This is a genomic window from Clostridium sp. AM42-4 (assembly GCF_003480105.1).
GTDB lineage: Bacteria > Bacillota > Clostridia > Lachnospirales > Lachnospiraceae > Brotaphodocola.
On the sequence record NZ_QUIK01000024.1, the window covers coordinates 26,572 to 52,502 of the forward strand.

At 51.4% G+C, this 25,931-nt stretch carries 31 protein-coding genes and 1 pseudogene; 7 read left to right on the forward strand and 25 right to left on the reverse strand.

The window, feature by feature from the left end:
* Positions 1 to 6: 6 nt before the first annotated feature.
* The 3 genes from DW922_RS15235 to DW922_RS15245 all read right to left on the reverse strand — a co-directional run bounded on the left by DW922_RS15235 (position 7) and on the right by DW922_RS15245 (position 2,525).
* The gene (locus DW922_RS15235) at positions 7 to 672 is read right to left on the reverse strand and encodes an ABC transporter ATP-binding protein (protein WP_005335790.1); all 666 of its coding nucleotides are present in this window, start codon (positions 670 to 672) and stop codon (positions 7 to 9) included.
* A gap of 141 nt (positions 673 to 813) precedes the next feature.
* Complete coding sequence (locus DW922_RS15240) at positions 814 to 1,845, reverse strand: HAMP domain-containing sensor histidine kinase (protein WP_117461331.1); 1,032 nt, start codon at positions 1,843 to 1,845, stop codon at positions 814 to 816.
* Complete coding sequence (locus DW922_RS15245; RefSeq protein ID WP_117461330.1) at positions 1,842 to 2,525, reverse strand: response regulator transcription factor; 684 nt, start codon at positions 2,523 to 2,525, stop codon at positions 1,842 to 1,844. The genes DW922_RS15240 and DW922_RS15245 overlap by 4 nt, the downstream gene beginning before the upstream one ends.
* Before the next feature lie 246 nt (positions 2,526 to 2,771).
* Here DW922_RS15245 and DW922_RS15250 point away from each other — a divergent pair, with 246 nt between their 5' ends.
* Positions 2,772 to 3,131: a helix-turn-helix domain-containing protein gene (locus DW922_RS15250; protein ID WP_054754179.1), complete on the forward strand. Its 360-nt coding sequence runs from the start codon at positions 2,772 to 2,774 to the stop codon at positions 3,129 to 3,131.
* A 201-nt stretch (positions 3,132 to 3,332) separates the two neighbouring features.
* Here the strand turns inward: DW922_RS15250 and DW922_RS15255 are convergent, their stop codons facing one another.
* The 22 genes from DW922_RS15255 to DW922_RS15350 all read right to left on the reverse strand — a co-directional run bounded on the left by DW922_RS15255 (position 3,333) and on the right by DW922_RS15350 (position 21,455).
* Positions 3,333 to 4,679: a relaxase/mobilization nuclease domain-containing protein gene (locus tag DW922_RS15255; RefSeq protein ID WP_195715088.1), complete on the reverse strand. Its 1,347-nt coding sequence runs from the start codon at positions 4,677 to 4,679 to the stop codon at positions 3,333 to 3,335.
* A gap of 158 nt (positions 4,680 to 4,837) precedes the next feature.
* A complete protein-coding gene (locus DW922_RS15260) occupies positions 4,838 to 5,185 on the reverse strand; it encodes a plasmid mobilization relaxosome protein MobC (protein WP_003020363.1) in 348 nt (115 codons plus the stop codon).
* Entirely contained in the window at positions 5,182 to 5,346 is a 165-nt protein-coding gene (locus DW922_RS17755) for a hypothetical protein (protein ID WP_172749917.1), read from the reverse strand. Before DW922_RS17755 ends, DW922_RS15260 begins: the two co-directional genes overlap by 4 nt.
* 12 nt (positions 5,347 to 5,358) lie before the next feature.
* A complete protein-coding gene (locus DW922_RS15265; RefSeq protein WP_118727023.1) occupies positions 5,359 to 5,943 on the reverse strand; it encodes a hypothetical protein in 585 nt (194 codons plus the stop codon).
* Positions 5,944 to 5,956: 13 nt separating this feature from the next.
* Positions 5,957 to 6,916 carry a hypothetical protein gene (locus DW922_RS15270; protein WP_118727024.1) on the reverse strand — a complete coding sequence of 320 codons (960 nt, stop codon included), beginning with the start codon at positions 6,914 to 6,916 and terminating at the stop codon, positions 5,957 to 5,959.
* Positions 6,917 to 7,095: 179 nt separating this feature from the next.
* On the reverse strand, positions 7,096 to 7,449 hold the full coding sequence (locus DW922_RS15275; RefSeq protein ID WP_110104219.1) for a cysteine-rich VLP domain-containing protein: 354 nt from the start codon (positions 7,447 to 7,449) through the stop codon (positions 7,096 to 7,098).
* Positions 7,450 to 7,453: 4 nt separating this feature from the next.
* A complete protein-coding gene (locus DW922_RS17760; RefSeq protein ID WP_014080211.1) occupies positions 7,454 to 7,630 on the reverse strand; it encodes a hypothetical protein in 177 nt (58 codons plus the stop codon).
* On the reverse strand, positions 7,627 to 8,376 hold the full coding sequence (locus DW922_RS15280; protein WP_118727025.1) for a DUF4366 domain-containing protein: 750 nt from the start codon (positions 8,374 to 8,376) through the stop codon (positions 7,627 to 7,629). Before DW922_RS15280 ends, DW922_RS17760 begins: the two co-directional genes overlap by 4 nt.
* A gap of 2 nt (positions 8,377 to 8,378) precedes the next feature.
* On the reverse strand, positions 8,379 to 8,630 hold the full coding sequence (locus DW922_RS15285; protein ID WP_015563850.1) for a DUF4315 family protein: 252 nt from the start codon (positions 8,628 to 8,630) through the stop codon (positions 8,379 to 8,381).
* A 14-nt stretch (positions 8,631 to 8,644) separates the two neighbouring features.
* Positions 8,645 to 10,363 (reverse strand): C40 family peptidase, encoded by a 1,719-nt coding sequence (locus tag DW922_RS15290; RefSeq protein ID WP_118727026.1) that lies wholly within the window; start codon positions 10,361 to 10,363, stop codon positions 8,645 to 8,647.
* Positions 10,344 to 12,614, reverse strand: a complete 2,271-nt coding sequence (locus DW922_RS15295; protein WP_003020346.1) for a VirB4-like conjugal transfer ATPase, CD1110 family — start codon at positions 12,612 to 12,614, stop codon at positions 10,344 to 10,346. The genes DW922_RS15290 and DW922_RS15295 overlap by 20 nt, the downstream gene beginning before the upstream one ends.
* 46 nt (positions 12,615 to 12,660) lie before the next feature.
* Positions 12,661 to 13,050, reverse strand: a complete 390-nt coding sequence (locus DW922_RS15300; RefSeq protein WP_097786401.1) for a PrgI family protein — start codon at positions 13,048 to 13,050, stop codon at positions 12,661 to 12,663.
* Between the two features lie 3 nt (positions 13,051 to 13,053).
* Positions 13,054 to 13,623: an MT-A70 family methyltransferase gene (locus DW922_RS15305; RefSeq protein WP_257319276.1), complete on the reverse strand. Its 570-nt coding sequence runs from the start codon at positions 13,621 to 13,623 to the stop codon at positions 13,054 to 13,056.
* A gap of 2 nt (positions 13,624 to 13,625) precedes the next feature.
* A complete protein-coding gene (locus DW922_RS15310; RefSeq protein WP_118727027.1) occupies positions 13,626 to 14,405 on the reverse strand; it encodes a site-specific DNA-methyltransferase in 780 nt (259 codons plus the stop codon).
* Positions 14,395 to 15,126: a septation protein SpoVG family protein gene (locus DW922_RS15315; protein ID WP_087989533.1), complete on the reverse strand. Its 732-nt coding sequence runs from the start codon at positions 15,124 to 15,126 to the stop codon at positions 14,395 to 14,397. Before DW922_RS15315 ends, DW922_RS15310 begins: the two co-directional genes overlap by 11 nt.
* 15 nt (positions 15,127 to 15,141) lie before the next feature.
* Positions 15,142 to 16,008 (reverse strand): VirB6/TrbL-like conjugal transfer protein, CD1112 family, encoded by an 867-nt coding sequence (locus DW922_RS15320; protein ID WP_055228200.1) that lies wholly within the window; start codon positions 16,006 to 16,008, stop codon positions 15,142 to 15,144.
* Between the two features lie 11 nt (positions 16,009 to 16,019).
* Positions 16,020 to 16,232 carry a Maff2 family mobile element protein gene (locus DW922_RS15325; RefSeq protein ID WP_044963257.1) on the reverse strand — a complete coding sequence of 71 codons (213 nt, stop codon included), beginning with the start codon at positions 16,230 to 16,232 and terminating at the stop codon, positions 16,020 to 16,022.
* A 95-nt stretch (positions 16,233 to 16,327) separates the two neighbouring features.
* On the reverse strand, positions 16,328 to 18,163 hold the full coding sequence (locus tag DW922_RS15330; RefSeq protein ID WP_118727028.1) for a VirD4-like conjugal transfer protein, CD1115 family: 1,836 nt from the start codon (positions 18,161 to 18,163) through the stop codon (positions 16,328 to 16,330).
* Positions 18,150 to 18,572, reverse strand: coding sequence for a PcfB family protein (locus DW922_RS15335; protein WP_347560328.1), 423 nt, complete (start codon positions 18,570 to 18,572; stop codon positions 18,150 to 18,152). The genes DW922_RS15330 and DW922_RS15335 overlap by 14 nt, the downstream gene beginning before the upstream one ends.
* A 100-nt stretch (positions 18,573 to 18,672) precedes the next feature.
* The gene (locus DW922_RS15340) at positions 18,673 to 19,386 is read right to left on the reverse strand and encodes an antirestriction protein ArdA (RefSeq protein WP_118727030.1); all 714 of its coding nucleotides are present in this window, start codon (positions 19,384 to 19,386) and stop codon (positions 18,673 to 18,675) included.
* The gene (locus tag DW922_RS15345; protein WP_003020223.1) at positions 19,386 to 19,727 is read right to left on the reverse strand and encodes a hypothetical protein; all 342 of its coding nucleotides are present in this window, start codon (positions 19,725 to 19,727) and stop codon (positions 19,386 to 19,388) included. Before DW922_RS15345 ends, DW922_RS15340 begins: the two co-directional genes overlap by 1 nt.
* Before the next feature lie 282 nt (positions 19,728 to 20,009).
* Entirely contained in the window at positions 20,010 to 21,455 is a 1,446-nt protein-coding gene (locus DW922_RS15350) for a ParB/RepB/Spo0J family partition protein (protein WP_118727031.1), read from the reverse strand.
* Between the two features lie 215 nt (positions 21,456 to 21,670).
* Between DW922_RS15350 and DW922_RS15355 the strand changes: the two genes are divergently transcribed.
* The 6 genes and pseudogenes from DW922_RS15355 (at position 21,671) to DW922_RS15380 (ending at position 25,896) form a co-directional block, all read left to right on the forward strand.
* Positions 21,671 to 23,419: an ATP-binding protein gene (locus DW922_RS15355; protein WP_118727032.1), complete on the forward strand. Its 1,749-nt coding sequence runs from the start codon at positions 21,671 to 21,673 to the stop codon at positions 23,417 to 23,419.
* A gap of 96 nt (positions 23,420 to 23,515) precedes the next feature.
* Positions 23,516 to 23,779 (forward strand): annotated as a pseudogene (locus tag DW922_RS15360) (hypothetical protein); the annotation flags it as partial.
* A 409-nt stretch (positions 23,780 to 24,188) separates the two neighbouring features.
* The gene (locus DW922_RS15365) at positions 24,189 to 24,926 is read left to right on the forward strand and encodes a hypothetical protein (protein ID WP_118727033.1); all 738 of its coding nucleotides are present in this window, start codon (positions 24,189 to 24,191) and stop codon (positions 24,924 to 24,926) included.
* Positions 24,927 to 24,949: 23 nt separating this feature from the next.
* A complete protein-coding gene (locus DW922_RS15370) occupies positions 24,950 to 25,171 on the forward strand; it encodes a hypothetical protein (RefSeq protein WP_118727034.1) in 222 nt (73 codons plus the stop codon).
* Positions 25,172 to 25,212: 41 nt separating this feature from the next.
* Positions 25,213 to 25,443, forward strand: coding sequence for a hypothetical protein (locus DW922_RS15375; RefSeq protein ID WP_118727035.1), 231 nt, complete (start codon positions 25,213 to 25,215; stop codon positions 25,441 to 25,443).
* 132 nt (positions 25,444 to 25,575) lie between these two features.
* A complete protein-coding gene (locus tag DW922_RS15380; RefSeq protein WP_279221154.1) occupies positions 25,576 to 25,896 on the forward strand; it encodes an ATP-binding protein in 321 nt (106 codons plus the stop codon).
* The last annotated feature ends 35 nt before the right edge of the window (positions 25,897 to 25,931 follow it).

Sequence of the window (25,931 nt, forward strand, 5' to 3'; positions counted from 1 at the left end):
CCCCTGTCACTGTGCGATTTTTCCGTCCTCAATACGGATAATTCGGTCGGCAAGCTGGGCAATTTCATTGTTATGGGTAATCATTACAAGCGTTTGATGGAACTTCTGACTTGTAACTTTCAGCAAACCAAGAACATCACTACTTGTCCGGCTATCCAAATTGCCTGTCGGTTCATCTGCAAGTATAATAGCTGGTTTGGAAACAAGGGCGCGGGCAATCGCTACACGCTGCTGCTGGCCGCCGGACAGATTGTTAGGCATACTGTTCAGCTTCCCATCGAGAGCCAACATTTTCACGACTTCATCCATAAACCGCTTGTCCACGGTATCACCATCCAGCTCCACCGGCAGGACAATATTTTCATAGACATTCAGCACAGGAACAAGATTGTAATTCTGAAAGATAAACCCGATGTTACGTCTGCGGAAGATGGTAAGCTGTTCATCCTTGAGTTTCGATAATTCTTTCCCTTTTACTTTAATACTGCCGGAAGTTGGCGTATCTAACCCGCCCATCATGTTCAGCAAAGTAGACTTACCGCTGCCGGAAGTACCAACAATGGCAACAAATTCACCTTCCTCAATGGATAGGGTCACGCCATCCAATGCTTTTGTAATGTTCGGTTCGGTGCCGTAATATTTCTTCAAATCTGTCGTTTGTAATATGTTCATATAGAACACCACCCTTTCTTTTTGATGGCTCTATCATAAAAGGTAAACCTCACAGAAATGTCACGGGAAACAAAATACCTCTGTTTAATTAAATCTCAAATGTCATAGGCCTGTGACATTTTGTTTTTTAGCGTACTTATTTTATTGTCGAGGCAGAAAGACGGAAAAAGTTGAACCCCTCCCAACCTCGGATGTTACCCGGATATAACCGCCTTGCAAGGTTACGATCTCACGAGCCAGATATAGACCAATACCAATTCCATCTACATCATGTACGATGTCCTCTCGATAGAAACGCTTGAAAATTGCTCCCTGATGCTGTTCTGAAATGCCAATGCCTGTATCTGCAATGTCGATTTTCACATACATTTCCCAACTTTCAACCGAAACACGGATTTGACCGCCCTCCGGCGTATATTTCACTGCATTGTCCAAAATATTGAACAGTGCTTCGCTTGTCCATTTTCTGTCATGGGAAACGACCAAGTTCTCCGGGCAGTCCACTTGAACATTGATCTGTTTTTTCTCGGCGTTCAGAAGAATACCTCCCAATGCGGCGGCAAGCGTGTCATAAAGCGGCTGGCTTTTCTTTTCCAGAGAAATAACACCTGTTTCCAAACGAGAGGTTTTAATCATAGCCTGCATGAGAAAATCCAGTTTATCAAGCTGGCTGGCCTGTGCCGTTAGAAACTCTTTTTGTTTTTGCACAGGGACTTCATTTTCAAGCAGAGTGCTGTTAATCATTTTCAAGTTCGCAATCGGGGTCTTGACCTGATGGGAGATGTCGGAAATCAGTTCTTGCAGGTCAGCCCGTTCTTGTGCAATGCCGTTCTTGTTTTCCTGCATGACTTCATATAAACGGTTCAGCCGATATTCAATTTTATAGAAAAGACTTTCTTCTTCCACAGTCTGTTTCGGCTGCATATTCCCGGATAACATATCATCCATTAAACTGCAAAAAGCATCGGAGAACATTGCCAGTTTGCGGCGAACCAGCACCATAAAACAAACAGCGCAAACCAGCACAAAAATGCCGAACAATAATACATACCAGACAGCGGTTATATTTTGGGTCAGCCCATACAAAGCTGCTGAAACCGTCCCCATTGCCACCAGCAGGAGAACAGCAAAAAAGATACAGGCTTTGTTGACGGAAAGTTTTCGCACATTCATTTCAGCACTCCTCCGATCCACATATAGCCCATACCATATACCGTTTTGATATACTGACGGTCAGGTGTTTCGATTTTGTTTCGTACCCGGCTGATCGCCGCAGTCAGAGCGTGTTCATCCACAAAATTTCCGTCTGCGTCCCACAGCTTTTCCAACAAGACTTGCCGGGTCAAAACAATCTGCGGATTTTTCATCAGGATTTTCAAAAGTCGATATTCCAGTGGGGTGAATGTAAGTGGCTTTCCTGATAGAGTAGCACTCATTTCTGAAAAATTGATGGTCAGTGTGCCATCCTCATAAGTATCACCACCATATTGTTTTGTCAGCCTACCCAGCACTACCGCTAATTTCTTTTGAAAGACGCTCATAGGGAAAGGTTTTGTCACATAATCCTCTGCGCCCAGTTCATACCCTTTGAGCATATCGCTTTCCATATCATTTGCGGTCAGAAAAATAATAACGGTATCAGGGCGACGCTCTTTTATTTCCCGGCAGAAGTCAAAACCGTTCCCGTCCGGCAAATTTACATCCAGCACAATCAGGTCATAGTCCTGCTTTGTCAAGAAACTACTGGCCACTGATTTTGTCAGTGCAGAATCAACCGTATAGCCCGCAGTATTCAAGTTATAGCATAAAGTATTATTCAAAAGCCGATCATCCTCGACTACTAAAATTCGCATGGTATCACACTCCTTCATTTTCAGTATAGCACCCAAATGTCACAGAAACCTCACAATATTTCTGATTTTATTTTAGATACCAACCTCTGATCTTCGGGACAAATTGTCCCAAAGTTATAGGTATATTGTACCTCACATTTCCGCGATCATCAATTTTGCGTATGTGAAATTAAATAGTCAGTAGTATGAAATACACAGTCGTTCAAATAATATCACATGAAATGTAAAATCATATCAGGTGATGTTATGAAGATAGAACGAGATGAAAGACGCTTTGATTTTCACGATATAGGGCTCGCCATCAAGCGTGCAAGAGAAGCCAGCGGCATGACACAGGAGCAACTGGCCTATATTGTTGACCGCGCTCCGCGTACCATTATGTATAATGAAAATGATGGTCAGCATCCAAGCTTCAACACCTTTTATCAGATGGTTACAATGTTTGATATATCGGTGGATCAATACTTTTACCCGTCCCAGAATAGCGGGAGCGAGTGCAGGAAGCGGATTGATGCCATGTTGAACGCCTTGGACGAAAGAGAATTGAAAATCGTTGAAGCTACAATCCAAGCGATGAAAGCATCGAAAGAAACGGAGGAAACGTAAAAGAAAGCGTAACCTCCGTTTTTTGCGCCATGTTGCGGGTTGCGCGTTTTGGCAAGCAATTCGGGTGTGGCCACACTCCGAAATTTTTGCAGGGCGCAGGGCCCGCAAAAATGCTTGTTGGGGAGCTCCCCAAACCCGCTGTACTTCGGGACAAATTGTCCCAAAGTCCCGGTGCGCTGCACCGTAGTCTGCGGCCCGTCACTATCGTTCCTGTGCCTTATTCTCACGCTCGTCTGTTATGCCGAGCAGATGATCAATGTTCGCTTTTATTGCCACGGCCTCCCGCATTTGCCGCTGGGCATCCCGGTATTCTGCATAAAGCTCTTTCTTTTGTCCCGCCAGCTCACGGCGGGATTTTTTTAGTGCTTCAATCTTAGGGAGCTTTGCGCCGTTCAGTATGGTGTTCATGGTATCCTTTGCCGCCCGGTAAGTGGCAAGCTCCACTTCATGCTGGGCCAGATACTTTTTGCTGTACCGCGCAGCCTTGTACCCATCGAACACCGGGCGGGTCTTGGCATAGTCCACCGTGGCAGCCATCAGCTCCGAGGTTTTGGAAAGGGCCTCCTCCGTTGTGCGGAGCTCGTCAGACAGCTTGTGAAAGTGATCCACAGCAGCCTCGGTGCGGGCCGTCAGCGCCGCATAGTCTGTCAGATGATGCTCCTGCAAATACTGGAGCGCGGCAGCCATCTGTTTTAGGTTGTAGACCTTGGCCCATCGTTCATAGGCCGGGCCTTTGCCCTGGGCCATACGCTCTTGAATGTCGATGATAAGATTAACTCGCCGTGGCGGAACCGTGGGCTCCTCTGGTAGTTCAGGGAGCGGACGTTCCCCAGCAATTACCGCCTTGATGTCCTCCGGGTCAAATCTGGCTCCCAGTGTAGAAGCCCGGAGCCGGGTTGGTTTTTCCTGTCCGGGCGCAAGGAATGAGATGACACCGCCGCGCCCCTGTTTTACGGCAAAGCCGGACTCCTCCATGAGACGAAGAAAGTCGGCAAAGTCCGTGGGCTTTTTCTCCAAAGCGGCGAGAACAGCCAGCCGCACCCGCTGCTTGGCAGAGGGCGGCTTTTCCCCGATCCACTGGCCATAGTGAAGAAAGCGGCCCTTGCTGTGCTGGCGCGGATTTTGAATGACAGACAATTCATGTTCGATGCACACGCGGTCAGAGAGCCGCCGCAGGGCAAAGGACGAACCAATGAAATTATGAAATTTCCGGGAGCGGTCAAAGGCCGTCGCATTGAAATAAATATGATTGTGGATATGGGCCTTGTCGGTATGCGTACAGACGAAGAACTGATACTTTCCCTTTGTCCAGCGCATCGCCGTTTCATAGCCGATACGGTTTGCTTCTTCCGCCGTAACCTCCCCGGGCTGAAACGCCTGCCGGATCTGAAAGAACAGGGCCCCGCGAGATACGGCCCGGCCTGTCTCTGCAAGGTATTGACTTTTTACCAGAAGAAACTCGGCGGGGGCCGTGTTCGGATCGCAAAGATAGGAAGATACGGCTCCCAGCTTTTCCGGGTTCAGGCCATAGGTGAAACGATCCTCCATCGTTTGAATTGCACTTTTTCCCGCCGCTGTTTTATAAGGGCGGATATAGGTGGTCGCCGTAGAAATCCCTCCTTCCGGCAAATAGTATTTTTACTTTGGGACACTTTGTCCCGAAGTAGAAAAAGCCGGGGAGCGGTATCAACCACTCCCCGGATGGGTCAAAGCTCTACCAGCGCGGAGAGCTGTTTCAAGAGATCAGACAGCGGCCCCCACAAAGCGGCATAGTCCCGCTGTAAGGCTGCGAGTTCTTCGGGATAAATTGCGCCGTAGGTGTTGGCCTGAATTGCCACTTGGTTCAGATTGTTGGAGCATCGCCGCTGGAGCGAAACCAGCTCACGAACAGGCGAAAGGTCAACATGAAGCACATACCCACTCAGGGCCATTTTCCGCATATAGGCTCCCATGTTACGGATGCCAGCCTCCGCCATACGTTCTTGAATCAGGGCCTGCTCCGCCTCCGACACCATCACATGAAGATGGATCGGACGGCGGCGTTTCTTTGTCATCGCTCCTCACGCTCCCGGCTGCGGCAGGCGCGGGGCGGCTCCTTTACTTTATCCAGCGGCTTTTCCTGTTCGTCTACCGGAACAGGGCGCGGCAAATGAAATTCACGGTGCAGGCGCAGCACCTCCAGTACAGACAATTCCTGTTCACGTTTCTTTTCCATATACGCACCTCCTTATCTATCGCCACGGTCAGGCTGCCTGCGCTGGGGAGCCGGAGCCTCCGAGCCGCGATCTGCCTCCGCCAACTTTGCCGCGTTTTTCATCTGCTCGGCAATCGGACGGGGCCTGTCGGGATTATCAGGTGCAGGACGCAGCTCATAGTCGGATGCCTGCTTTTCCGTCAGCGGACGGGTATAGGTAAGATAGCCCCAAGCCAAGAACGAGCCATTTTCCACCGGGATGCGCTGATCGTAATTGAAAATTTCATCCGGCTTGTTATAGGACGGCTTCGGGAATGTCCCGATGTCCACAGGCCGCTGGGTAGAATAATACTTGTAAAGACCGGGAGCCTCGGTCTGCCTGATCCCCACGTTATAAATACGCTGATAGTCCTGCACCCGGTCTGCAAAATCCTGTTCCATCGCGGCACGGTCATTTCCATAGTGACCCCATTCGTACTGCCGCTGGCCGTCCTTGTCATCATAGCAGGCCCATGTGACATAGCGGGATGGCGCGGTGGGATGTTCGCCCAATGCAAATCCACGTCCATTTTCCAGCATAACAGCCTTCAGAATCGAATAGCCTTGATTTTTGTCCATAGTACACCTCCCATCATCGAGACATTTCTTTGTTTTCTCTTTTCACAAACGGCTGGCGCTGATAGGGGCTTGTACCGTCCTCGGGCCGCAGAAAGTCTATCCGGGCCGCAGCACGGATAGCGTTCTGGTTAAGCAGGCGCTGCCATGCCCCTTGGCTGGGAGCCCACTTAAAGCCGTTGCTTTTCAGTTCCTGCCGCTGATCGGCATCGGGCTTTTCCTCGAAAATAAGCTGCAAACGGTTTTCAGCCTCGTTGATTTTTGCCTCGCCTCCGGGGAATGTCCATCCTGCAAACTCGGAGCGGTTGCTCAGTTCCTCAATTCGCTGGCGTACACGGCGGATGTTGGCGTTGTTGTTGGAAAGCAGATAGGCGGGATACGGCTTGCTTTTGTCCAAGTGCCATGACTGCGCCATATCTGCTTTGAGCTTTTCTGCCTGCTCCGGCGTAAGCTCCGGGCAGCCATCCAGCGTTTTGTGTTTCCGAAAATACGCATTGACCGCCTTCATGGTGGCCTGCTGGGACTCCAGCCCCTCCAGCTTTTTTGTCAGCTTTTCCACGGCCAGATCATCGTCTGCGCTGATCCCGCCCATACCAACAGAGCGGATTTTATCAAGCAGCTTTGAAATCTCCGCATACTCTCCATAGTTGCGATCCCGGGCGGCGTTCTGCTTGTGCTTTTTTGCCACAGGGAAATTGCCGCCCCCGGAGATCAGAATAGAGGGCACCCGGGCATCAATCACATTGCGTTCATTCAGATTTTCCGCAAGTTTCCGGGCATAGCGATCCACCAGCGCGTCAATCTTATCATGGTACATTGGATCGACACGGGCTTTCTGGCGTTCCGCTGCTGCATACGCTTCATCGACCATTGCCCGGTAGCCCGCCGTAGCGGAGCCCGGCTGATAGTCGGAAAAGCTGTTCATATCTTTTGCCCGCTTTGCGGCTTCTTCGTTGATCGGATAATATTTCGGCATAGTACCTCCTTCCACAAAAGCCGGAACTTTGGGACAAATTGTCCCAAAGCTCCGGCAGCTAAAATGTTGACAGCATCTCACGGAAACAGGGCCGGACATAGAAACATACACCTCCCGCAGAAAAGGGCCTTAAAAAGCCTTGTCATAAGCGGGTTTGAGGTGGCCTAATTGTCAACACATCAGCCCCGTTTTTTCCGCATATATTCCCGCTGCTGTCTGCGATGTGCCGCTTTTGCACAGGCCGCCGAACAATAGGTTTGCCGTCCATCAGGAGCCACGGCTCTGCCGCATACCGGGCAAGCCTTGAAATCCGGCCTTGGCCCTTCTGTCAGCAGCGCAATCTCCAGCGCCGGATCAAGGGGCAGAACTGCCTCGCGGAAGTAGCGGCAATAAGCCCCTGTCCAGCATTTCCCAAACATATAGCACTCGCAATCCAGCGGCAGGCAGCCGCAGTCCCGGTCATAGTTGGCACACCATTTTGACACCAGCCTGCGGATTGCCGCTTTTTCTGTCCGGGTCAGTTCTCGGCCCACAGTATCACCTCCCGTTGCCCGGTGGTTTGAGCTGCTCCCGGTAGCAGAACACGCAGCCGATCCCGCGCCAGTAAGGGCAGCCGTCACAACGGGAGCCCTTCGGCGGCAGGCTTGGCGGCACACCCTTAAAGTAGCTTTTTTCTTTCATAAATCCCTCATAGGGGTTGTTGGTAAATCTCATTCATTATCCTCGCTTTCGGTATCGTCCTCGTCCCAAGGCGGCCCATCGTCCTCGGAATCGTCATAATCAGCCAGTTCCTCACTATAATCTTCTTCGGGTACAGCAGCTTTTTCATGCTTCGGGCGGTAAATTTTGAAGTACCAGCCTGCACCGCCGCCCAGAACAGCCACTGCCAAAATCAGCAGAAGCATCCCGGTATTGCTTTTCTGCTGGGGCTCGGGTTCCGGCTCCTCCGCAGGTTCCGTCACCGGGGCGGGTTCGGGAGCTGTGCCAGCACACTCGGTCATGTTGACCGCGCAGACCTCGCAATCCGTATGGATGGCTCCGGGCGCACATTTTTCTGTGCAGGAGCAGGCCGGAAGTTCTCCGCCAGCGGCCTCCAGTGCCGCCAGCAGATCGGCTTCATCCACCATGTTCAAAAAGTAGGTGTGATACTGTTCGCCGTCCTCGTCCACAGGCTTGTCATAGTCAATGACAATGTAAAAGGTGTTGCCGCCGCTGGTTTCCACCGTGATGAACTGTTTGTTGGTTGCGGCATCGTAGAGCAGATCGCGGGTCACAAGGTTTCCATCCTCCGAAAAGCCCTCGCCCGGGGTAATGGTAGGCGCTGGCTCCGGGGCCGGAGTTTCTTCCACAACAGGCGGTTCCTCATTTCCGCCGTCCGAATAGGCATAGGCCGGAATCGCAAAGCCGCATAAAAGAACGGCGGAGCAAAGCCCCGCCGCCAACATACGAAAGTGTTTCATATTCAGTTTTCCTCCTTTTCTTCTTCGGACTTCGGGACACTTTGTCCCAAAGTACCTCCGTCCTTCAGCTTTTCAAACAGCAGCGGGAGCTCCGTAAGGGAAATGCTCATACCGCGCACAATGTCCACGATCTCGCTGTTTTCCGCCTCCAGCTTTTTCTGCTCCAGCTCCTTGAGCCGGGCCTGCTGTTCACTGATTTTGGCCTTGACCTTATCAATCTCGGCCTGAATTTTCATGCTTTTGGTAGTTGCCATTTCAAAACCTCCTGTCACGGTAAACGCCCGTAGGCGTAAAAATGAGATTGCCAGTAGCTTGTATTCAAATTTGCGTAGCCGATGGGATCTCCGCAATGCAGCATTTTTCCATCACAGACATAAATCCCGCAATGGCTCACGCCCGGCGTGTCATAGGTGCCTTTGAAGAACACCAGATCACCGGGTTTGGGAGAACTGGTCGGCGTACAGATGTTATAGAGCCCCTGGGCTCCCAGCCTGCCCACATTCCAGCCGGAGTGATTGATGACCCACGAAACGTACCCCGAGCAATCAAAGGAAGTGGCAGGAGAACTGCCGCCCCACACATAGGGATAGCCGATATATTTCTGCGCCTCGGCAAGCATCGCGGCAAAGGTTTCATCGTCCAGATATTCTCCGGGCACTTCGTAATCACCGGGTTTCCCGGTAATGTACTTGTTCACATAGGGAGAATCCGGAAACAGGTCAGGACGGTTTCCCAGCGTTGCCATATAGATGGCATACCGGGAAAGCTGATCCTCACCCATAACGTATACAGGCACATGGGACAAATCAAAATTTTCCAGCGTGACCGTACAGATGTAATAATCGTAAGGCACCTGATAGGTGTCCGTATGGGAGTTGCCATCCTCGTCCGTCCATGTGTCGGTTTCCGTGCGATACCGGGTTTCCACCACTACATCCTCCGTGAGAATATACTGGCGGTCAAACAGCATTTGCAGCGTTCCCTGTACTTCGTCTATTGTCCATTGCCCCTCATGGAGCGCACACAAAAGAGAAAGCAGCACATAGGGGTCATGTTCGATTTCGTCCAGATCGAAGTGGTATTCGTCATAGTCATGGGTGCTTTCATAGGTGTCCAGATAATGCTGCAAATCATCTTCCAGCGCACAGTAGGCAGCTTCGGCGGCCAGCATATCCCGATCCTCGCAAGGATAGGTGCTGGCCCCTAATGCACCGGCCCCGGCGTTCCCCAGCATAAGCATGGTAGAGGAACAGGACTGCATAGCAAACAGGAGTAACACACAGAGCACCGCAACCACGGCACCTGCGGGATGACTTTTGACAAATTCCACTGCCCGGGCGGTCAGGCGTTCTGTGGCTGTGGCAGTTTTCCCAGCCGCAGCCGCGCCCTGCTTTGCAGCCTCCTTTGCCTGCTTGCGGTATTGCCTGCGAAGCCGTTGCTTTTGCCAGTAGCGGGTAAGGGCATTTTTCGTCAGCTCCGGGTGCTCCTGTGCGGCGGTGTGAAAATGGTAGTCCGCCGTGTATTTGGTATAGCGGGCCTCGGCCTTGCGTACCACTTTTGCCGGATGTTCCCGGACTTTACGGCGCACAAAGCGGGAGCCGTGCCGCAGCGCGGTTTCTCCCACAAGCTCAGAACGGTGTGCGCCTTCCGTGCCGACATTTTCCTGTTCCACTTCAAAAATCTTGCCATGCACGAAGCTGTGAACGGAACCGCTGGCAACACGGCCTATGCGTTTTACCGGGCCGGGCTTTTTCGGCGGCTTTTGCTTTGCCAGCTTCTCCCGGGCCTGTTCCAGTTTTTCGCCTTGGGACTCCATGTGGAGCTTTGCCGCCGCAGCCTGTTCCTGCTGGCTCTTTTTGCGGAACTTGGACTTCGGGACACTTTGTCCCGAAGTGTCGGAAGCCTCCGGCCCAGGCTGTTCCCCGTCAGGGGCGTGGGCGGTCTGCGACCAAGCCTCCTCCTTGGTCTTATTCGTTTTTCGTTTCATTCTTCATATCCTCCGGGCGGGTAGTCAGCAGGTCATAGATTTCTCCGCGAGGGAACCGATCCACAAACGGAATGGTTACATTTCCATAGAACAACAGCCCCTCGCCGGAATTGCTGTGTGTGATATAGGAAAGCTGATGCTCGGAAATACCGAGCTGTTTTGCCAGAATGGTACGGTCACTCTGCGCCTGCGAAAGTAGAATCATAAAATCCGTGTTGTCCAGAATGTTCTCGATTTCCCGGCTGGCCAAAAGGTCTTTGACGTTCTGCGTCAAAGCAGACGGCACACATCCTTTTTTACGCAGCATTTTCCAGACTGCCACAAAGTAGCTGGCTGTCAGCGGATCACGGAGCAGGATATGAAACTCGTCAAAGTAGCACCAAGTCGCCGCACCCTCGTGGAAGTTCTGATCCACCGCCTGCGAAACAAACTCATTTGTGATGTGCATTGCAATCTTTCTAAGGTTTTCGCCCATGTTTTTCAGAACGATGCACACCACACGGCTGTCCGTCTTGACGTTGGTAGGATGGTTAAAGAGATTGAGGGAGCCTGTGCAATAAAGCTCTAAGGCAGTTGCCACGCGCCGGGCTTCGGGCTCCGGCTGGCGTAAGAGCTCTTCGTACAAATCCTGCAACAGCGGTGTTTTTGCAGTTTCCAGTCCGAGCGCCTGTTCCCGGTACACCAAACGCACACAGCGGTCAATGACCGTCTTTTCAATGGGCTGCAAGCCTTCCTTGCCGCCGACCACCAGCTCGCATAGGGACAAAAGAAAATCCGCCTTCATGGAAAGCGGGCTTTCTCCGGCGGCCATATTGAGCTCCACATCCATCGGATTGAGGTGGTGCGGGCTGTCCGGGGCAATCTCGATCACCTGGCCGCCCAGCCTTCGCACCAGTGGAGCGTATTCGCCCATCGGGTCAACCACGATGATCCGATCCTGCGGGATGGTGAGAAACACATTCAAGAGCTCGCGCTTTGCGGCAAAGCTCTTGCCGGAGCCCGTAGAGCCCAAATACATCCCGTTTGCCGATTTCAGCTTTTTGCGGTCAGCCATGATGACATTGTGAGAAAGTGCGTTCATGCCATAGTAGAGGGCCTGCCCAGCCATGCGGAGCTCCCTTGTCATAAAAGGAATAAAGATGGCTGTGGAGCTGGTGGTCATACCGCGCTGGATTTCTACCTCGTTGTAACCAAGGGCCAACGAGGAAACAAAGCCCTGTTCCTGTTGCCAGTCCAGACGGCGCAGAGCGCAGTTGTATTTCTGCGCGATACCGCCCACGGTAAACACATCGTTTTCCAGCCGCTGGCGGTTAGGAGCAAGGTTTACCACCGTAAAGGTCAGCAGAAACATTCGCTCATTGCGGGATTGCAAATCAGCCAGAAGTTCCGCTGCGTCCTTGCTGAATGTAATCAGGTCAGGGGGAAGAATATCCGGGTCATAGCCGGAGCGCACAGCCTTTCTCTGTTCCTCCACTTTCATTTTTCCGATGTCCGAGATTTTCCCCTTGATGGTCTTAATTGCCTTGAGCTGATCCACGGTCTGAATGTGCATGGTCACGGTCATTTCAGCATCCAGCTCCAAGATTTCCGCCAGCAGCTTATCCGAAAGCTCCGATGCCATAATCTGCAAGTAGGACACCGCGCCCCAATACTGGCCAATACGGAATGTGCGGGACTGGCGGAAGTCGAGGCTGTCCGGGGCAATAAAGTCTTTTGTGCCGAGCCCGGTCTGCGGGATGTCTTTCCACGAAAAGCGAAACGCCTCGCGGCTCCCCGGATGCATCTGGCTATGAAGCAGCGCAAGGCGGGCCCGCCCGTCCATCGGCTCCGAGGGAACGCCCAGCCGCTTAAAGTTTCCCATGACATCAGCCTCCACACGCTCCAGACGGGGCCGTGCCTCCGCAATCCCCTCGGCGGGTATGCCAAAGGTAATGTATTTTGAGCGTTCAATGCCGTTATTGCTTTTGGCAATCTGATTTTTCAGCATCCCGGTAAACTCATCCCGGACGCTGTTATAGTTGTCATCCGCTTTCGGGATATTGACCTGATAGCGGCTGCGGGAATGGGAACGGCGGTTGATAAAGGAAAGCTGGAACGGCAGCGAACTGTCAAAGTAGTTGAGAAATGAGCTCCATCCGCTGAATATGGCAGTCTGATCCTCGGTGGATGCCACGGAGTAATTGATGTCCTCATATTCCACGGTTTTTGTATAGAGCCCGCCCGGGAGCTTGCACACACCGTCCGGGTGCATGGACAGATACGGGATTGTCTGTTGGGCAGACAGGGTCGCCCGGCCTTTACCCTTGGCGGCGGCTCCGTTTTTTTTCTTTGTGTTTTTCAATCACATCCTCCTTTCCAGCGCCCGGCCCGGCAAAGGGCGCATAAATGTTTTCGGTTCGGTAGGCCCTGATCCCCGGCCTTAGAAACTTGGCCCGGATGATATTCCGCACCACCTTTTCAAAGGGTAAGCCGTCCTTTTCATACATGGCCAGCAGGAACGCCGGGAGCATAATTCCCAGCATGAGAAACATCGCCCCGGTATTGCCGAGGGTGCCACGGGTCAGCAGATAGGCCGGAATCCCCACTGCGCCCGCGCTGCCGAAGCAGACAAGCTGGCGTTTGGTGAGGTTGAAAGCCATCTTTGTTTTGATTTTGGATAAATCGTTTGGTACGTTTACATAGGGCATAGATCACACTCCTTTCTGTACTTCGGGACAATGTGTCCCAAAGTCCGGGATGGTTGGTGTTACTTCATTTCCCCATACAGCCCAGCCGGGCGGGGTCTGCCTGGCAAAGAGCTCCACGCGGGGCAGATCGCCCATCAGGGAAATGATTTTGGCGCGGGCCTCGTCCGGCTTTTTGCTATGGGCTTCAATCGGGGAAATGATGAATTGATGAATGTTGGCAGCCTGCCGCTTTGGATGTCCCTTGGTTGCCAGCAGGCAGATTTCTGCATTGCCCCTTGTCCAGAAGCCAAGGCCGTAAAACCAGCTATCCGCCTTCTTGTTCTTTTTCAGCCAGACGAAAGCAACGCTTTTGTAGGTGAAGCCCCAAGCCTCGATCAGCCGGAGCGCCTCCGGGAGCTGCGGGAAAGTAGCCCATAAAAAGAGTGCGCTGTCCGGGGCTGCAAGATCAGCCACAGGCAACGCACATAAATCCTCAATGCTCATAGTGGGATAATGATTTTCCGCCGCGCCCTGCACTTTCTTAGCCGAGTAGCGCCAAGGGGGATCGGCGTAAATGATAGAATACTGCTGGATAATTACACTCCTTTCTCGCCGGAGCTTTTTACTGCCTGCGCCGCACGGATGCGCTCACTGGCGGCGGCATAAAAGGCCGGGGCCGTTTCAAAGCATACAAAGCGGCGTTCTGTGTTGATAGCTGCAATCGCGGTTGTGCCGGAGCCCGCGCAAATGTCCGCGACCAATTCGCCGGGGTGGGTATAGGTGCGGATCAGATACTCGCAGAGCTCCACGGGCTTCTGCGTGGGGTGAATGCCGCCGGACACCGTAGGCACAAAAAGTACATTTCCGGGATAGCGGCGGCCATCGTTGGACTCCGATCCCTGCCGTTCAAATTTCCCATAGTTGGAGCTTGTACCGCTTCGGGAATGAACGCGGGCATAAGGCTTGCCATAAGTAAACTGCGGATTGTAGACCGGGGACTTCTGGTAAAACACCAAGATATTCTCGGACTTTTTCAGTGGAGCCCGGTTTGCATTGAGAAAGCCCGTTCCGCGCTCCTTGTACCAAATCCACTCATAGCGGAGCATGGCGAGGTTGGATGCGCCCAGCACCTTGTCAAAGGGGCACTGTGCGAAAAACAGCACTGCGCCATTCGGCTTGACCGCCCATTTCACCGCCTCCCACAGCTCCGGGAGCGGCAGGGGCACATCCCAATAATTCCGGGTTGTGCCGTAGGGCGGATCAGTCAGCAGCATATCCACGCTATGTTTTGGCAAAGAACGCAGGCCCTCGATGCCGTCCATGAGAAACAAGCCCTCCTTCGGGACACTTTGTCCCAAAGTGCGGCTATCGGTCATTGCGGGCCTCCTTTGCCTTGGCAGGCGCAGGACGGGCGGCATTTTCTTTTCCAGCTTGTTTCGCGGCCTCGGCCATCTGCTCCTTGATCGGGGCAGGCCGTACCGCCTGGGCCCGTGCAACAAGCTGTTCCACCGCCGCATGATACGCCTCCACACCAGCCGCATTGATCCGTTCCTGTATGGCACGGTCAGGAATCCGAACCGTAGCCCGGTATCCCGTCCGGCTGGCAGGATCAGGTTTAGAGGGAGCGCCGAGGAAAATCCCATTTTTCCCGTCCACAACCTTAAAATCGTCGATGACCACACCGCCAAAATTGACGCTGGCGAAGCCGATCAGTTTTCCCTGCGGCTCAATCGGGCGGACAGATACCGTGATCGGAACAACCGCCTCCTGCAAGACAGCATCTGTCCGCATTTTTACTGCCTCATCAATGCTAACGCCCTTGACTTCTGCAAGCTCCGCGATGGGAGCATCAAACAGCCAGCGCCGTTCCTCCGCAGCAATCTGCTCCGGGGTCAGCAATACATCGTCTTTCTTACTCAGATAAAATTCCTCCTTTCCGCTTGCCGGAGCGGGCTGGGCGGGGTCGTCCATCAACTCTTTTCTTTGCAGGACGGCCTCTGTTTCCGCCATAAAGCGGTAAGCGTCTGCCTCAGTAAACTCCTCCGGCGTTTTTCCATTCCATAAGCGCGTTCCGTCTGCCCCGTATCTTCTCGGCATAAGCACCACCTCCTGTTAATGAGCGCCAAAGATACGCTGGGCAATGCTCCCGGTCTTAAAGAGCATGAAGCAAAGCAGAACCGTGTAGCCCACAGTTCCCCAAATCGCCCCAATGGGATCGCCGCCTGTTGCGATGCCTTGAATGAGCACTGCGTAAATTGCAACACATACAAGGATCAGCAGCCCTTGAAAGCCCACGGCAAACAGGGACTTGATGTAGTTCTGCCCGGTGCCGCCAAGCTCCCGGTTGGAAAGCGTAGCAACGGGGATGGGGGCCAGACTGGTCAGCAGATAGATTTCCAGCATCCTGCCATACACCAAAACGAAAATGATAATTCCCATCGCCTTCATCGTGAAGCCAATGAGCGCAGACTGCAGCCACAGCCCCAAAAGCGGCCCCAAGTCCATCGCCTCCAGCGAGGTTTCCAGTTCAGCAAGCATATCCGCCGAAACATCGGTAGAGCCTTGAATGAGCCCGCCTGCCTGCGCGATGACGCTCTGCGAGACATCGAACACGGCCATGACGATATTGAATGTATTTGACAGGATCAGGATTGCACAGGCTGTTTTGAACATCCATTTATAGAGGTTCGCAACGTCAACCTCGTGCATATTGTTCTTTTCCAAAAGCATCTGTATGAGCTCATAAGTGGCAACAAAGGTCAGCACCATTCCGGCAATCGGCAGGATCACCGTTTCGGAAAGCTGTCGGATCAGGGAGAAAACCCCGGCGTGCCACGCCGCCGGGGTAGTCCCTACCTGTGCCGCAATCTCTCCGACTTGGGTATTGACAGTATCAAAAAGCCCTTCGAGGTTCCCCATGATCCCGCCAATCAGAAGCTCTTTGAGCCAGTTTGTGAGCCAGTCGGTGAGAAAATCCATAAGCGCCTACCTTAAAACAGGCCAGACAGCAGAGGGATCAGTGTGGTGCCAATGACGATGATGCCGCCGCCCGCCATGAGCTGCTTCATGCCCTGGGACTTGGAGCCCGGGTTATCCGAGCCGTAGCCCTCCAGCAGATTAACCACGCCCCACACGCCAAGGCCAGCACCGAGAGCAATAACGAGGGTCTGTAAAGTGTCGATTGCAGATGAGAAAAATGCCATATAAGCCTCCATTTCTCCGGGATTTTCCCGGTAACAAAAAAGCCGCCCTTGCAGGCGGCAGGTTACAAACTTCGGGACACTTTGTCTCGAAGCGTTTATGCAAAGGCGTCTGGATCGTCGATGTCATCATAGTTGAGGATGTCCTCGTCCTCTTCCGTGAGCGCATCGTCCGGCACAGTCACCTCATACATCGTGCACGCCTCGTTCAGCCGGGGCCGCCTGCGGCGGTTAATGAGCCTGTCGAGGTCAAAAGCGTTTTTCTGTTTATCGGCCTCCGCCGTATAACGGTAGTTCGGATGCCGTTTCAGATCATACTTGGGAGAGAAAAACGGGGGCAGGCCCCGAAGCTGCAAAATACATTTGTCTCCCGGCATGGTTGCAAGTTCGGCTGGGGTCATCAGTTCCCGGCCCAGCCGCTGGGTATTTTGACTGTAGCTTTCCGACTGACCACGGGAGCGGCTGTCAGTCTGCATACTGATTGTGGCTTTTCCCAGCCAGTTCTCGGATATTTCCTTGATGGTGCTGGCTTCGCGGCCACCGAGGAACACCACGCTATCCATGTTGCCGAGGATTGTCTCGGCGTGTTTATCGTAAATGGCCTTGCACTGTGCCAACTGTTGATACAGCAGGCAAAGACTCACCTCGCGGGAGCGGATAACCGCGACCAGCTTTTCGAGCTGGGGCACCTGTCCCGTGTTGGCTGCCTCGTCCCACAGCACTCGTACATGGTGCGGCAGGCGGCCACCGTGAACATTGTCCGCCCGTTCACACAGGAGGTTGAACATCTGCGAAAAAGCAAGCGCCACTAAAAAGTTGTAGGTCTGCGTGGTATCGGAAATGATGAAGAATACCGCCGTTTTCCGATCTCCGATGCGGTCAAGTTCCAATTCGTCATAGGCCATGACTTCACGAAGCTGCGGGATGTCAAAGGGAGCCAGCCGCGCACCGCAGGAAATCAAAATGCTTTTTGCCGTCTTGCCGCTGGCCAATTTGTACTTTTTATACTGTTTGACCGCGAAGCAATCCGGCTTGCGCTTTTCGAGCCCGGCAAACATATAGTCCACCGCGTTCATAAAGTCCTCGTCATCCTCCTTGACCTCCATGCCGGAAATCATATCCACAAGGGTATTCATGTTCCGATCCCCGGCAGGCCCCTCGAAAATGATGTAGGCAATCAGGGCACAGTACAAAAGCGTTTCCGATTTCGTCCAGAATGGATCGCCTTCCTTGCCTTCGCCCTTGGTGTTGGAAATCAGGGCATCCACGAATTTCAGAATATCGGCCTCGTTGCGGATATACGCCAACGGGTTATAGTGCATGGATTTTGAGAAATCTATGCTGTTGAATACCTTGATTTTGTACCCGCGTTTTTGCAGGAAAGCTCCGACCTGTCCCAGCACACCGCCTTTGGGATCGACCACCACATAAGAGGAATGAGCCTGTAAAAGCTGGGGCGTGAGCCAGAAGCGGGTTTTGCCGGAGCCGGACGAGCCGATGATGCAGCAATTCAGGTTTCGGGCATTTGCGGGGATTTTCGGGCGGGTGTTCATCGTGAGAAACTCCGTCCCGGTCAAAATCACGTTGTTTTCAAACTTCGGATCGACAAACGGTTTGATGTCTTTTTCCGTTCCCCACCGGGCGCTGCCGTATTCTGCATCCCGCCGGAACTTCTTAGCGTTCTTGCTTTTGAAATAGATCAGCAGCCGGAAACCAACTGCGCCTACAATACCAACAAGCCAATCCAGCGGGGCAAGACCGGGTGCAAAGTCAGCAAAGGCCGGGCCAATCGTCTGGCCCAGCCCGATGAGCTTATGTGCAAAATCGTTCCCCGCCGCCAGCCGGTAGGCCGTTCCCAGCTTGAGGAACGCCCACAGGATGAACAGATAGGGAATGTTCGGAATGAGATATTTTCTGATCTTATCTGTCCTCATGGGTCACCTCCTTTGCACGTTCTTTCTGCTTCGGCTTTTCTTTGGAAAGCTGATCTGCCGCCTGTTGCAGTTGTTCCCGGATGGGAACACGGTTCGATTTTGCTTTGCTTAACACCTTCCGGGAATACTCAGAAAAGCAGGCGGTCATTGCGTCTGCCTGTCCAGCCTTGAAAAACAGCAGGTATTTGTCCGGCCCGGTTTTATAGAACGCATAGTCCACATTCCATTTCCGGGCCACGCGGTCAAAGGACTTGGCATCCCCGGATAGCTCAATGCTGTTGGTGGCTGTACCGTGGGCCATGAGCTTTCGCACACTTTGTTTTCCATGCGGTACTTGCCGCCCACGGTATGCCTTGCGGATCTTCCGGCCCACCATGCCCAGCACATACGCCAGTCCCCGCGCCGTCAGCTTGGTTGTTTTTACGGATATGGCTATCGTGCGCCGGGAAATATCTTCATCAATCAGTTACACCGCCTCCTTCCTTGGGACAATTTGTCTCGAAGTGCCATCACCGATCCCCACGGTCTTTTTTCTGCATTTGACGGTAGCCCTCCAAAGAAGAACCGTCTATGATTTCCTGATAAGCGGCCATTTGCTCCCGGATAGAGAGCTTCGGGAAAGAGAATACCTTATGCTCCTTGGGAATATCCTGCAAGCCGTGATACACTTCCACGAAATGATCGCTTTCTTTGACAACATAGCCGCCCGGGGCAAAATGGCCGTTTTCGTGGATGCAGGCATCCCGGCCATACGCCTCATAATCGAAATACGGTTTTACCTGATCCGGCACATCCAACATTTCCAGATCGTCCACATAAATATGCCCCAGCGTTTCCTCATCGGATACGCCGGGGTAAAAGCCGTAACAGTCCAGATTTTGTGTCAGATTGATGATGTCCCGCACCGAAGAACAGTGATCGCCGCTATCGAGGACGGCCTCCAGTGTTTCCAGCTCCGATGAGGTAAGCTCGGAAAGCAGGCAGGCCAGATGATTAAGCTCGTCCAGATTTTCATACTCGCTCAAATGGTCATAGAGCCCCAGCACATCCCCATCGAAAGAGGTAATAAAAATTTCCTGATAGCGGACGCCATCCACGCCGATCCGTTTCAAGAGAGCCTCCACCTCCTGGGCGGTTGTGGGAAATTTCAGTGTTTCACCCACAAGCTGGCCCTCGCTGTACTTTCCGGCGTTGGTAACGTAAGCTTCAAACAGGGTTGCCATTAGCGGCGGCCCTGTCCCTTGACGGTCAGGATGCCCTCAAGGGTTGTTGCCGTAATTCCCAGCCGCTGGGCCACGGCAATATCATTTTTCATGGCTTCGGTCATACTGTGCCCGCAAACAACCAGCACATGAGAACGGCGGAGCAGGTCACGGCTCATGTCGATGCCGCTTTTATGCTCCTCGGGAACAGCATCATTGAGAAACAGGGGCAAGTACAGGGGCGGGCAAATAGGAGAAAAGCCTGCCTCATACACGGTGCGGCAATACTGCGCCGCCAGTTCTGCGTTTTCGCTATCGCCGCCGAGCCATGCAGCGGTGATATAAGCAAGGGGTCGTTTCATCGTTCATACCTCCGATATTTTAATAAGAAAGTTCAACCCAAACCCCACGCCCTTTCCCAGTCTTGGGAAAGGGGCGGCTCTGGAGGATATATCCCCGCCGCTTGCCGGGGAAATAGCACAGCCGGGGCAGACCGTCAAGGGCGAGCCGCCGAAAACGGCGGTGCGCTGCACCCTTGACGGCCCACTCCCGGCTGTACTAAAAAACAGGCGGCGACGGGGGATATATACCACCAGAGCCTCTGCGCGAGGGCGGGGCCCTCGGGACAAAGTGTCTCGAAGTTGTTACTTGTCAAGTTCCTGCTTTTTCGGGGCTTTTGCCAGCTCCGGCGGCTGTTTTTCTTTCCAGTCATCCAGCAGGGACATAATCTGTTCTTTCATTTTGGCGGGAGTGACCTCCTTGCCAAAATACTTTTCCAGTTCCGCAGTAGAAATAATCACGCCTCGATCCTCCTTTTTCTGTTCTGATAAGATACCGTCAATGACATCGCCGTTGAGCTTGCCTTCCTTATCCAGCTCCCGGAGCCGTTTAGCCTGGGCCAGCGAGGGCGAAGCCTGCTCCCCGTCAATGGAAACAGCGATAAGCCTCTGATTTTTCGGTTTGATGTAGGAAAGCTCCACGGCAGGCATGAAGCCCATCTTTTTATCGTCTACCTTATCCAGAAGCTCCGGCACAAGGGAGTTGAGCCGCAAGTAGCGCATGACTTTTTTATAGTTCATTTCATGCGCCTCGCCTACAATCTCAACCGAGCGTTTCCCGACATCGCCTTCCGCAACACCTTTCAGCCGCCCGCCCTGATGCTTGATGTCCTCAACCTCGAGTTCCAGCAGCGCGGCCAATTCGCTGGGGAGCATCCCGTCACGCTGCTTGTTGCTGTCCTTCATGGCCTGTACCGCTTCGTGGTCGGTCATTTCACGGACGATAAAGGGCATTTCCTCCAGTCCAGCCAGCTCACTGCCGTGAGTACGGCGATGGCCCGCTACAATTTCATAGCCGTTTCCGTCTTTCTCCGGGCGGGCAAGACCGGGAACCATTACACCGTTTACGCGGATAGAAGCAACGATTTCCTGCATCTTCGCATCGTCCCGTACCTTAAAGGGGTGCGGACGGAATGTGTGAAACGGATGAACCTCGGAAAGTTTCAGATAAACCAGCTTGCCTTCCTCAACCGGGCGGGGAGGTGTGGTCGGCGCGGGAGCCGTCTGTTCCACAGCAGCTTCCTTCGGTGCCGTATCCTGTGTGGGCTTTACGGGCTCCTTGGCATCCGGGGCCTTTCCATCGCTTCGGGACACTTTGTCTCGTTTGGACGGCTTGGGCTTGTCAGGGGCCGCCTTATCCGCCTTGGGTGGGCGGCCTTTGCGGGCCCCAGCCGATTTCTCCGCTTTCTGATTTTCAGTCGCGGCCTTTTCCGCTTTCGGCGGACGGCCACGGCGCGACTTTTTCGGCTCCTCCGTATTGGCGGGCTGCGGTGTTTCTCCGGGGGCTGCCGCCTCCGGCGTTTCGGGCGTTTCCGCCTTTTCGACTTCGGCGCGGGCGTTCTGCCTCTTTTCCGCCATAAGTTCATTGATTTTGGCAAAGGACACAACCACATCGCCGGACTCAGGTATGGCAGGCCCGGTCTGTTCCTGCTGGGGCTCAGACGCTGCGGCCTGTTCGGGTGTAATGATAGGCTCGGCGGCCTCCGGGGAAATATTCTCCGCAGGGCCAGTATTCAATTTTTCATCGGCCATTTACGATCCTCCTTTTCGTTAAAGTTGCACAAATTTGAACGCTAAAATTTTGTAGTTATTTTTGCGCCTCCTTTCCGTCTATCCACGCAAAAAAGCCGCCCGTTTTTCATGCCGGACGGCTTTTTGCGTAATGTGATAGATCAAATATTATTTTTTCTGGTTTGTAGGCTCCGAAAAGCCTTGTATTTACAGTGTTCCTAATAGGAAGTAATCATATGGAAAATGCAGATGCAATCCATAAATTGGTAAATGAAAAAATCGGAAGAGAAGAATTTGCCACGCTCCGCCATCAATCTGATGAAAATACAGAAATGTATCACCAGGTTTCCTCGTTTCTAAATGAAATTCGAACGTTGAATTCAACCAGATATTTATACACCGCCACCCGAAATGAAGAAAACAGGCTGATCTATGTGGTGGACGGTCTGGATCCCAGCGCAGGAGATGTCAGACATCCGGGAGACTATATTGAGGAAGAAATGATTCCGTATATTAACAAGGCTCTTTCAGGAGAGACGGTGTATTCGCAGAACATTGTTGATACGACATGGGGTCCTATTTTCACAGCCTGTTATCCTGTAACGGGCGATTTAACGGGCGATTCGGATGAAATAGTTGGTGCTTTATGCATTGAAATGGATATGCAGTCTGTGAATGGGCTGGTAAAGCGAACAAGAAGAGTATCCGTTTATGTTGGAGCTATGGCAGGATGCGTGTTGTTTTTGCTTTGTGCTGTCTGCTTTATCGGCTACAAAAGAAAAAGAGAAGATGAAATTGAACAGACGCTTTTGTTGCGCGAGGCTGCGGAAAAAGCAGAGACCGCAAACAGAGCAAAATCATCCTTCTTACTTAACATGTCACATGATATTCGATCACCTATGAATGCTATTATCGGATTTACGGACATTGCACTGAACCAGACAAATGTATCTGAAATTCACGATAGTCTGCAAAAGGTAAAAATAAGTTCAGAGCATCTGCTGTTGTTATTGAATAATGTACTGGATCTTAGCCGTATCGAGAACGGAAAGGTAAGCTTCTCACCTAAGCCGGAGAATTTGCCTGTACTAATAGATAATGTGATTGCTATCGTGGATGGACTCCTGCTGAATCGGGATTTAACATTTGAGATACATCGCAACATCCCCAAAGAACTTTATGTTCTGACGGATGCGATAAAAATTCGTGAGATATTGACGAATCTTCTGAGTAATTCGGTCAAGTTTACAAAAGATGGCGGAACGATTACTTTTGAAATTAGTATCAAACCGGGCATAGACGAACGGCATATTGTAAGCAGTTATGCGGTAAAAGACAATGGCATTGGTATGAGTGAAGAATTTCAGAAAAGGCTGTTTGAACCCTTTTCACAGGAGGATAACGGCGCACGAACACACTATGCCGGAACGGGGCTTGGAATGGCAATTTCCAAGCAATATGTAGAACTGATGGGCGGTACAATTACGGTTCACAGCAAGAAAGAGTGTGGTTCGTCTTTTACAGTAGAAATTCCTATGGAACTTGCAGACCCCAAAAAGATACCTGAGCTGAATCTGGTACAGGATGTCAGCCTTAATGGAGTAAAGGTTCTTCTCGCAGAAGATAATGAGCTGAATGCGGAATTGGCAACCACGCTGCTCGAAGAAGCAGGTATGCATGTAACTCGTGCAGTAGACGGACAGGACGCAGTTGCTTGTTTTGCCAACAATCCAGCAGACACATATGATGTGATTCTAATGGATGTCCTGATGCCTAAAATGAATGGGCATCAGGCGGCAAGGGCAATTCGTGCAATGAGCAAGGAGCGCCCAGACGCTGCGAAAATTCCAATCATCGCACAATCTGCAAATGCATTCAAGGAAGATGTACAGGCATCCTTGGATTCTGGAATGAACGGACACATTTCAAAGCCATTCAATATAGATGCAGTGACCACTGCAATAAAACAAAATATAAAGAGATAGAAGATTGAGCAACAATCCGATAACTATCAGAGCATCGTTCAAGGTTTATTTGGACGGTGCTTTTTCTATACCCATTTTTCAGAGAGGAGGTGCGCTATGGCGGCAAGCAGAATAAAGGGGATCACCGTTGAAATCGGCGGCGATACCACCAAACTATAGACAGCCCTAAAGGGTGTCTATTCGGAAATTAAGAATACGCAGGCACAGCTGAAGGATGTCGAAAAGCTGTTGAAGCTTGATCCCAGTAATACGGATCTGCTTGCACAGAAGCAGAAGCTCCTCTCTGATGCGGTATCCGAAACCAATGATAAGCTGACCACACTGAAGACGGCGGCAGAGCAGGCAAACACAGCACTTGCTTTTTCGTGCTCCTTTTATTATTTTATTTTTTGAAAAATGATATGAGGGTCTTTTTTAAATTGCCGGTAGGTAAGCGACAGCAGGTGCTATTTCTTCTTTTTAGGCACTCCTGGTTTGTTCTGGTTTCTGTGATTTTCATAAATCCGTCTGCCAATAAATCCGATGCAGAGGGCTACAAATAATATCGTGATATTTGCGATCATTGGTTAATGCTCCTTGTATGGTTTATGAAGCTATTGTAGCACGCATGACGGTTTCTGTATATGAAAGGCATTGGAAATTTGTTATTTATTGTTCCTGGTGCCTTTTCTTTTCTAACCACATCGCATCCGTTTTTATTTTCCGCAGCTGTCACCATATTAATATAAGAAGAAACTCATTCATTCGAACACAGAAAGGAGACTATCCCATGAAACATATTAAGCTATGCACCGCCTTGCTTCTCACCGCACTTCTTAGTACCGCGGCATCCCCGGCTTACGCCGCAACAGATTCTTTCGGAAACGAGGTCGACTGGGAGGAAGGCTATGGCTACGAAGATGGTGCAGGATTGGAAAAATTAGAGGAAAAAGAACAGAAATCAGAAGAGGGTAGCACAGAGTACAGCTTTTCAGAGCAGGTCAAGGTTTTAGAACAAATGCAACAGTATGCAACATCCGCCCCGGAAGAGACCGGGTACATATCTGCAGCACTTACCATTCCAGACAAGGAGTGGAGCGAAAGCAACATCCGCGTCACGCTGTATGAGGGCGGTAGAAAAGAGGAGTTGTGGCTGTATCGGCAGAGTGGTTGGAGCGGTCGTGCAGAAATTCCTGTCGGACACGATACGATTGGTAAGGCGGAATCCGCTGATGAAAATTATGAATTTACCGTGAGTCCGTCTACGTTTGATTTGGTGGAAAATGGAACGGTTGCTTTAGATCTGACTTTGGGCACATCAAAGCCGCAGGTCGTAATTCCGGACGGCCTTGCAACGGCGGCAGATGCCGAAAACCCCGCACCGCCACAGGAAGATGCAAAGGCGGCGATTCCATACGCAGTCGTTATCGTGGCGGTGGTTTTAGTTCTGCTGATTGTAGCTGTTGTCAGTGTCATTAAGGTCCGCAAGGAAAGAAAAGACGGATATCGTAACAATCTGTTTGACTAAGTAAGGGAAGGGGAGATTTTTGTATGGCAGAGATTAAAAAAACTATCACTGGTGATTTGTTCAAGTATTTTTGTGAGCATGAAGTAAAAGGCACCGAGGAAGAGATTTTTTCCGCTTGGGTAAGCCAGTCAACAGAAATGCCAGAAGCCGAAGATCTTCCTATCTGCTTTCAAATGATCCGGAATATGAAGAAATCCAAAGTGGATAAGGATATTTTGGAAAAGTATGGAAAGCTATTCTATTAAGCGATATACTTAGAGAAAATACACTACGGAGGACATCCTATATGGAAGCTTTAGAACGATTTTACAAAGAGTATCTGATTGATTATGCCCAGGATAGCAACTGGGAACGCTATGATGCAGATGCACAGATGACGCGAAACCGCGTAGAGGACATATTGGAAACCGGTTATATTTCGGAGGATGATCTTGACTTTCTTCGATCCCTACTGCCGGATATAGAGAACGATGGTATCAGAGAGGACTTAGAAGATTTCTTGAACCTCTGTGAATAGTAGAATATGATTGCGGATAAAAACTCGACAAAATTCTATGAAAACACGTCAAACAAGTAAAAGCAATTGACATAATTTTTCAAAAAATAGTATAATTTCTGTAAAAAAGTAGGCAAAGCATTTCTGGAGAAGATATTCCTCCCATTTGAACGGGAAAACACAGCTACGATCAGCGGACATACCGGTACAGGACTGGGACTTGCCGTTACGAAGCGCTATATTGATGCCATGGGTGGGGAAATCCATGTTTCCTCTGAGGTTGGAAAAGGAACTGAAATCATTGTATCATTGCATCAGAAGCTGTCAGAAAAGCCGGAAAAAGATGCAGAAGCCGTATCCTTGGAAGAAGCTAAGAAAACCTTCTATGGAAAGCGTCTTCTGATCGTAGAAGACAATGACTTAAACCGTGAGATTGAAGCTGCGATCCTGGAAGATGCGGGATTTTTAGGATAACAAGCGGGAATCCTCGGTTATTCAATTGCCGAGAT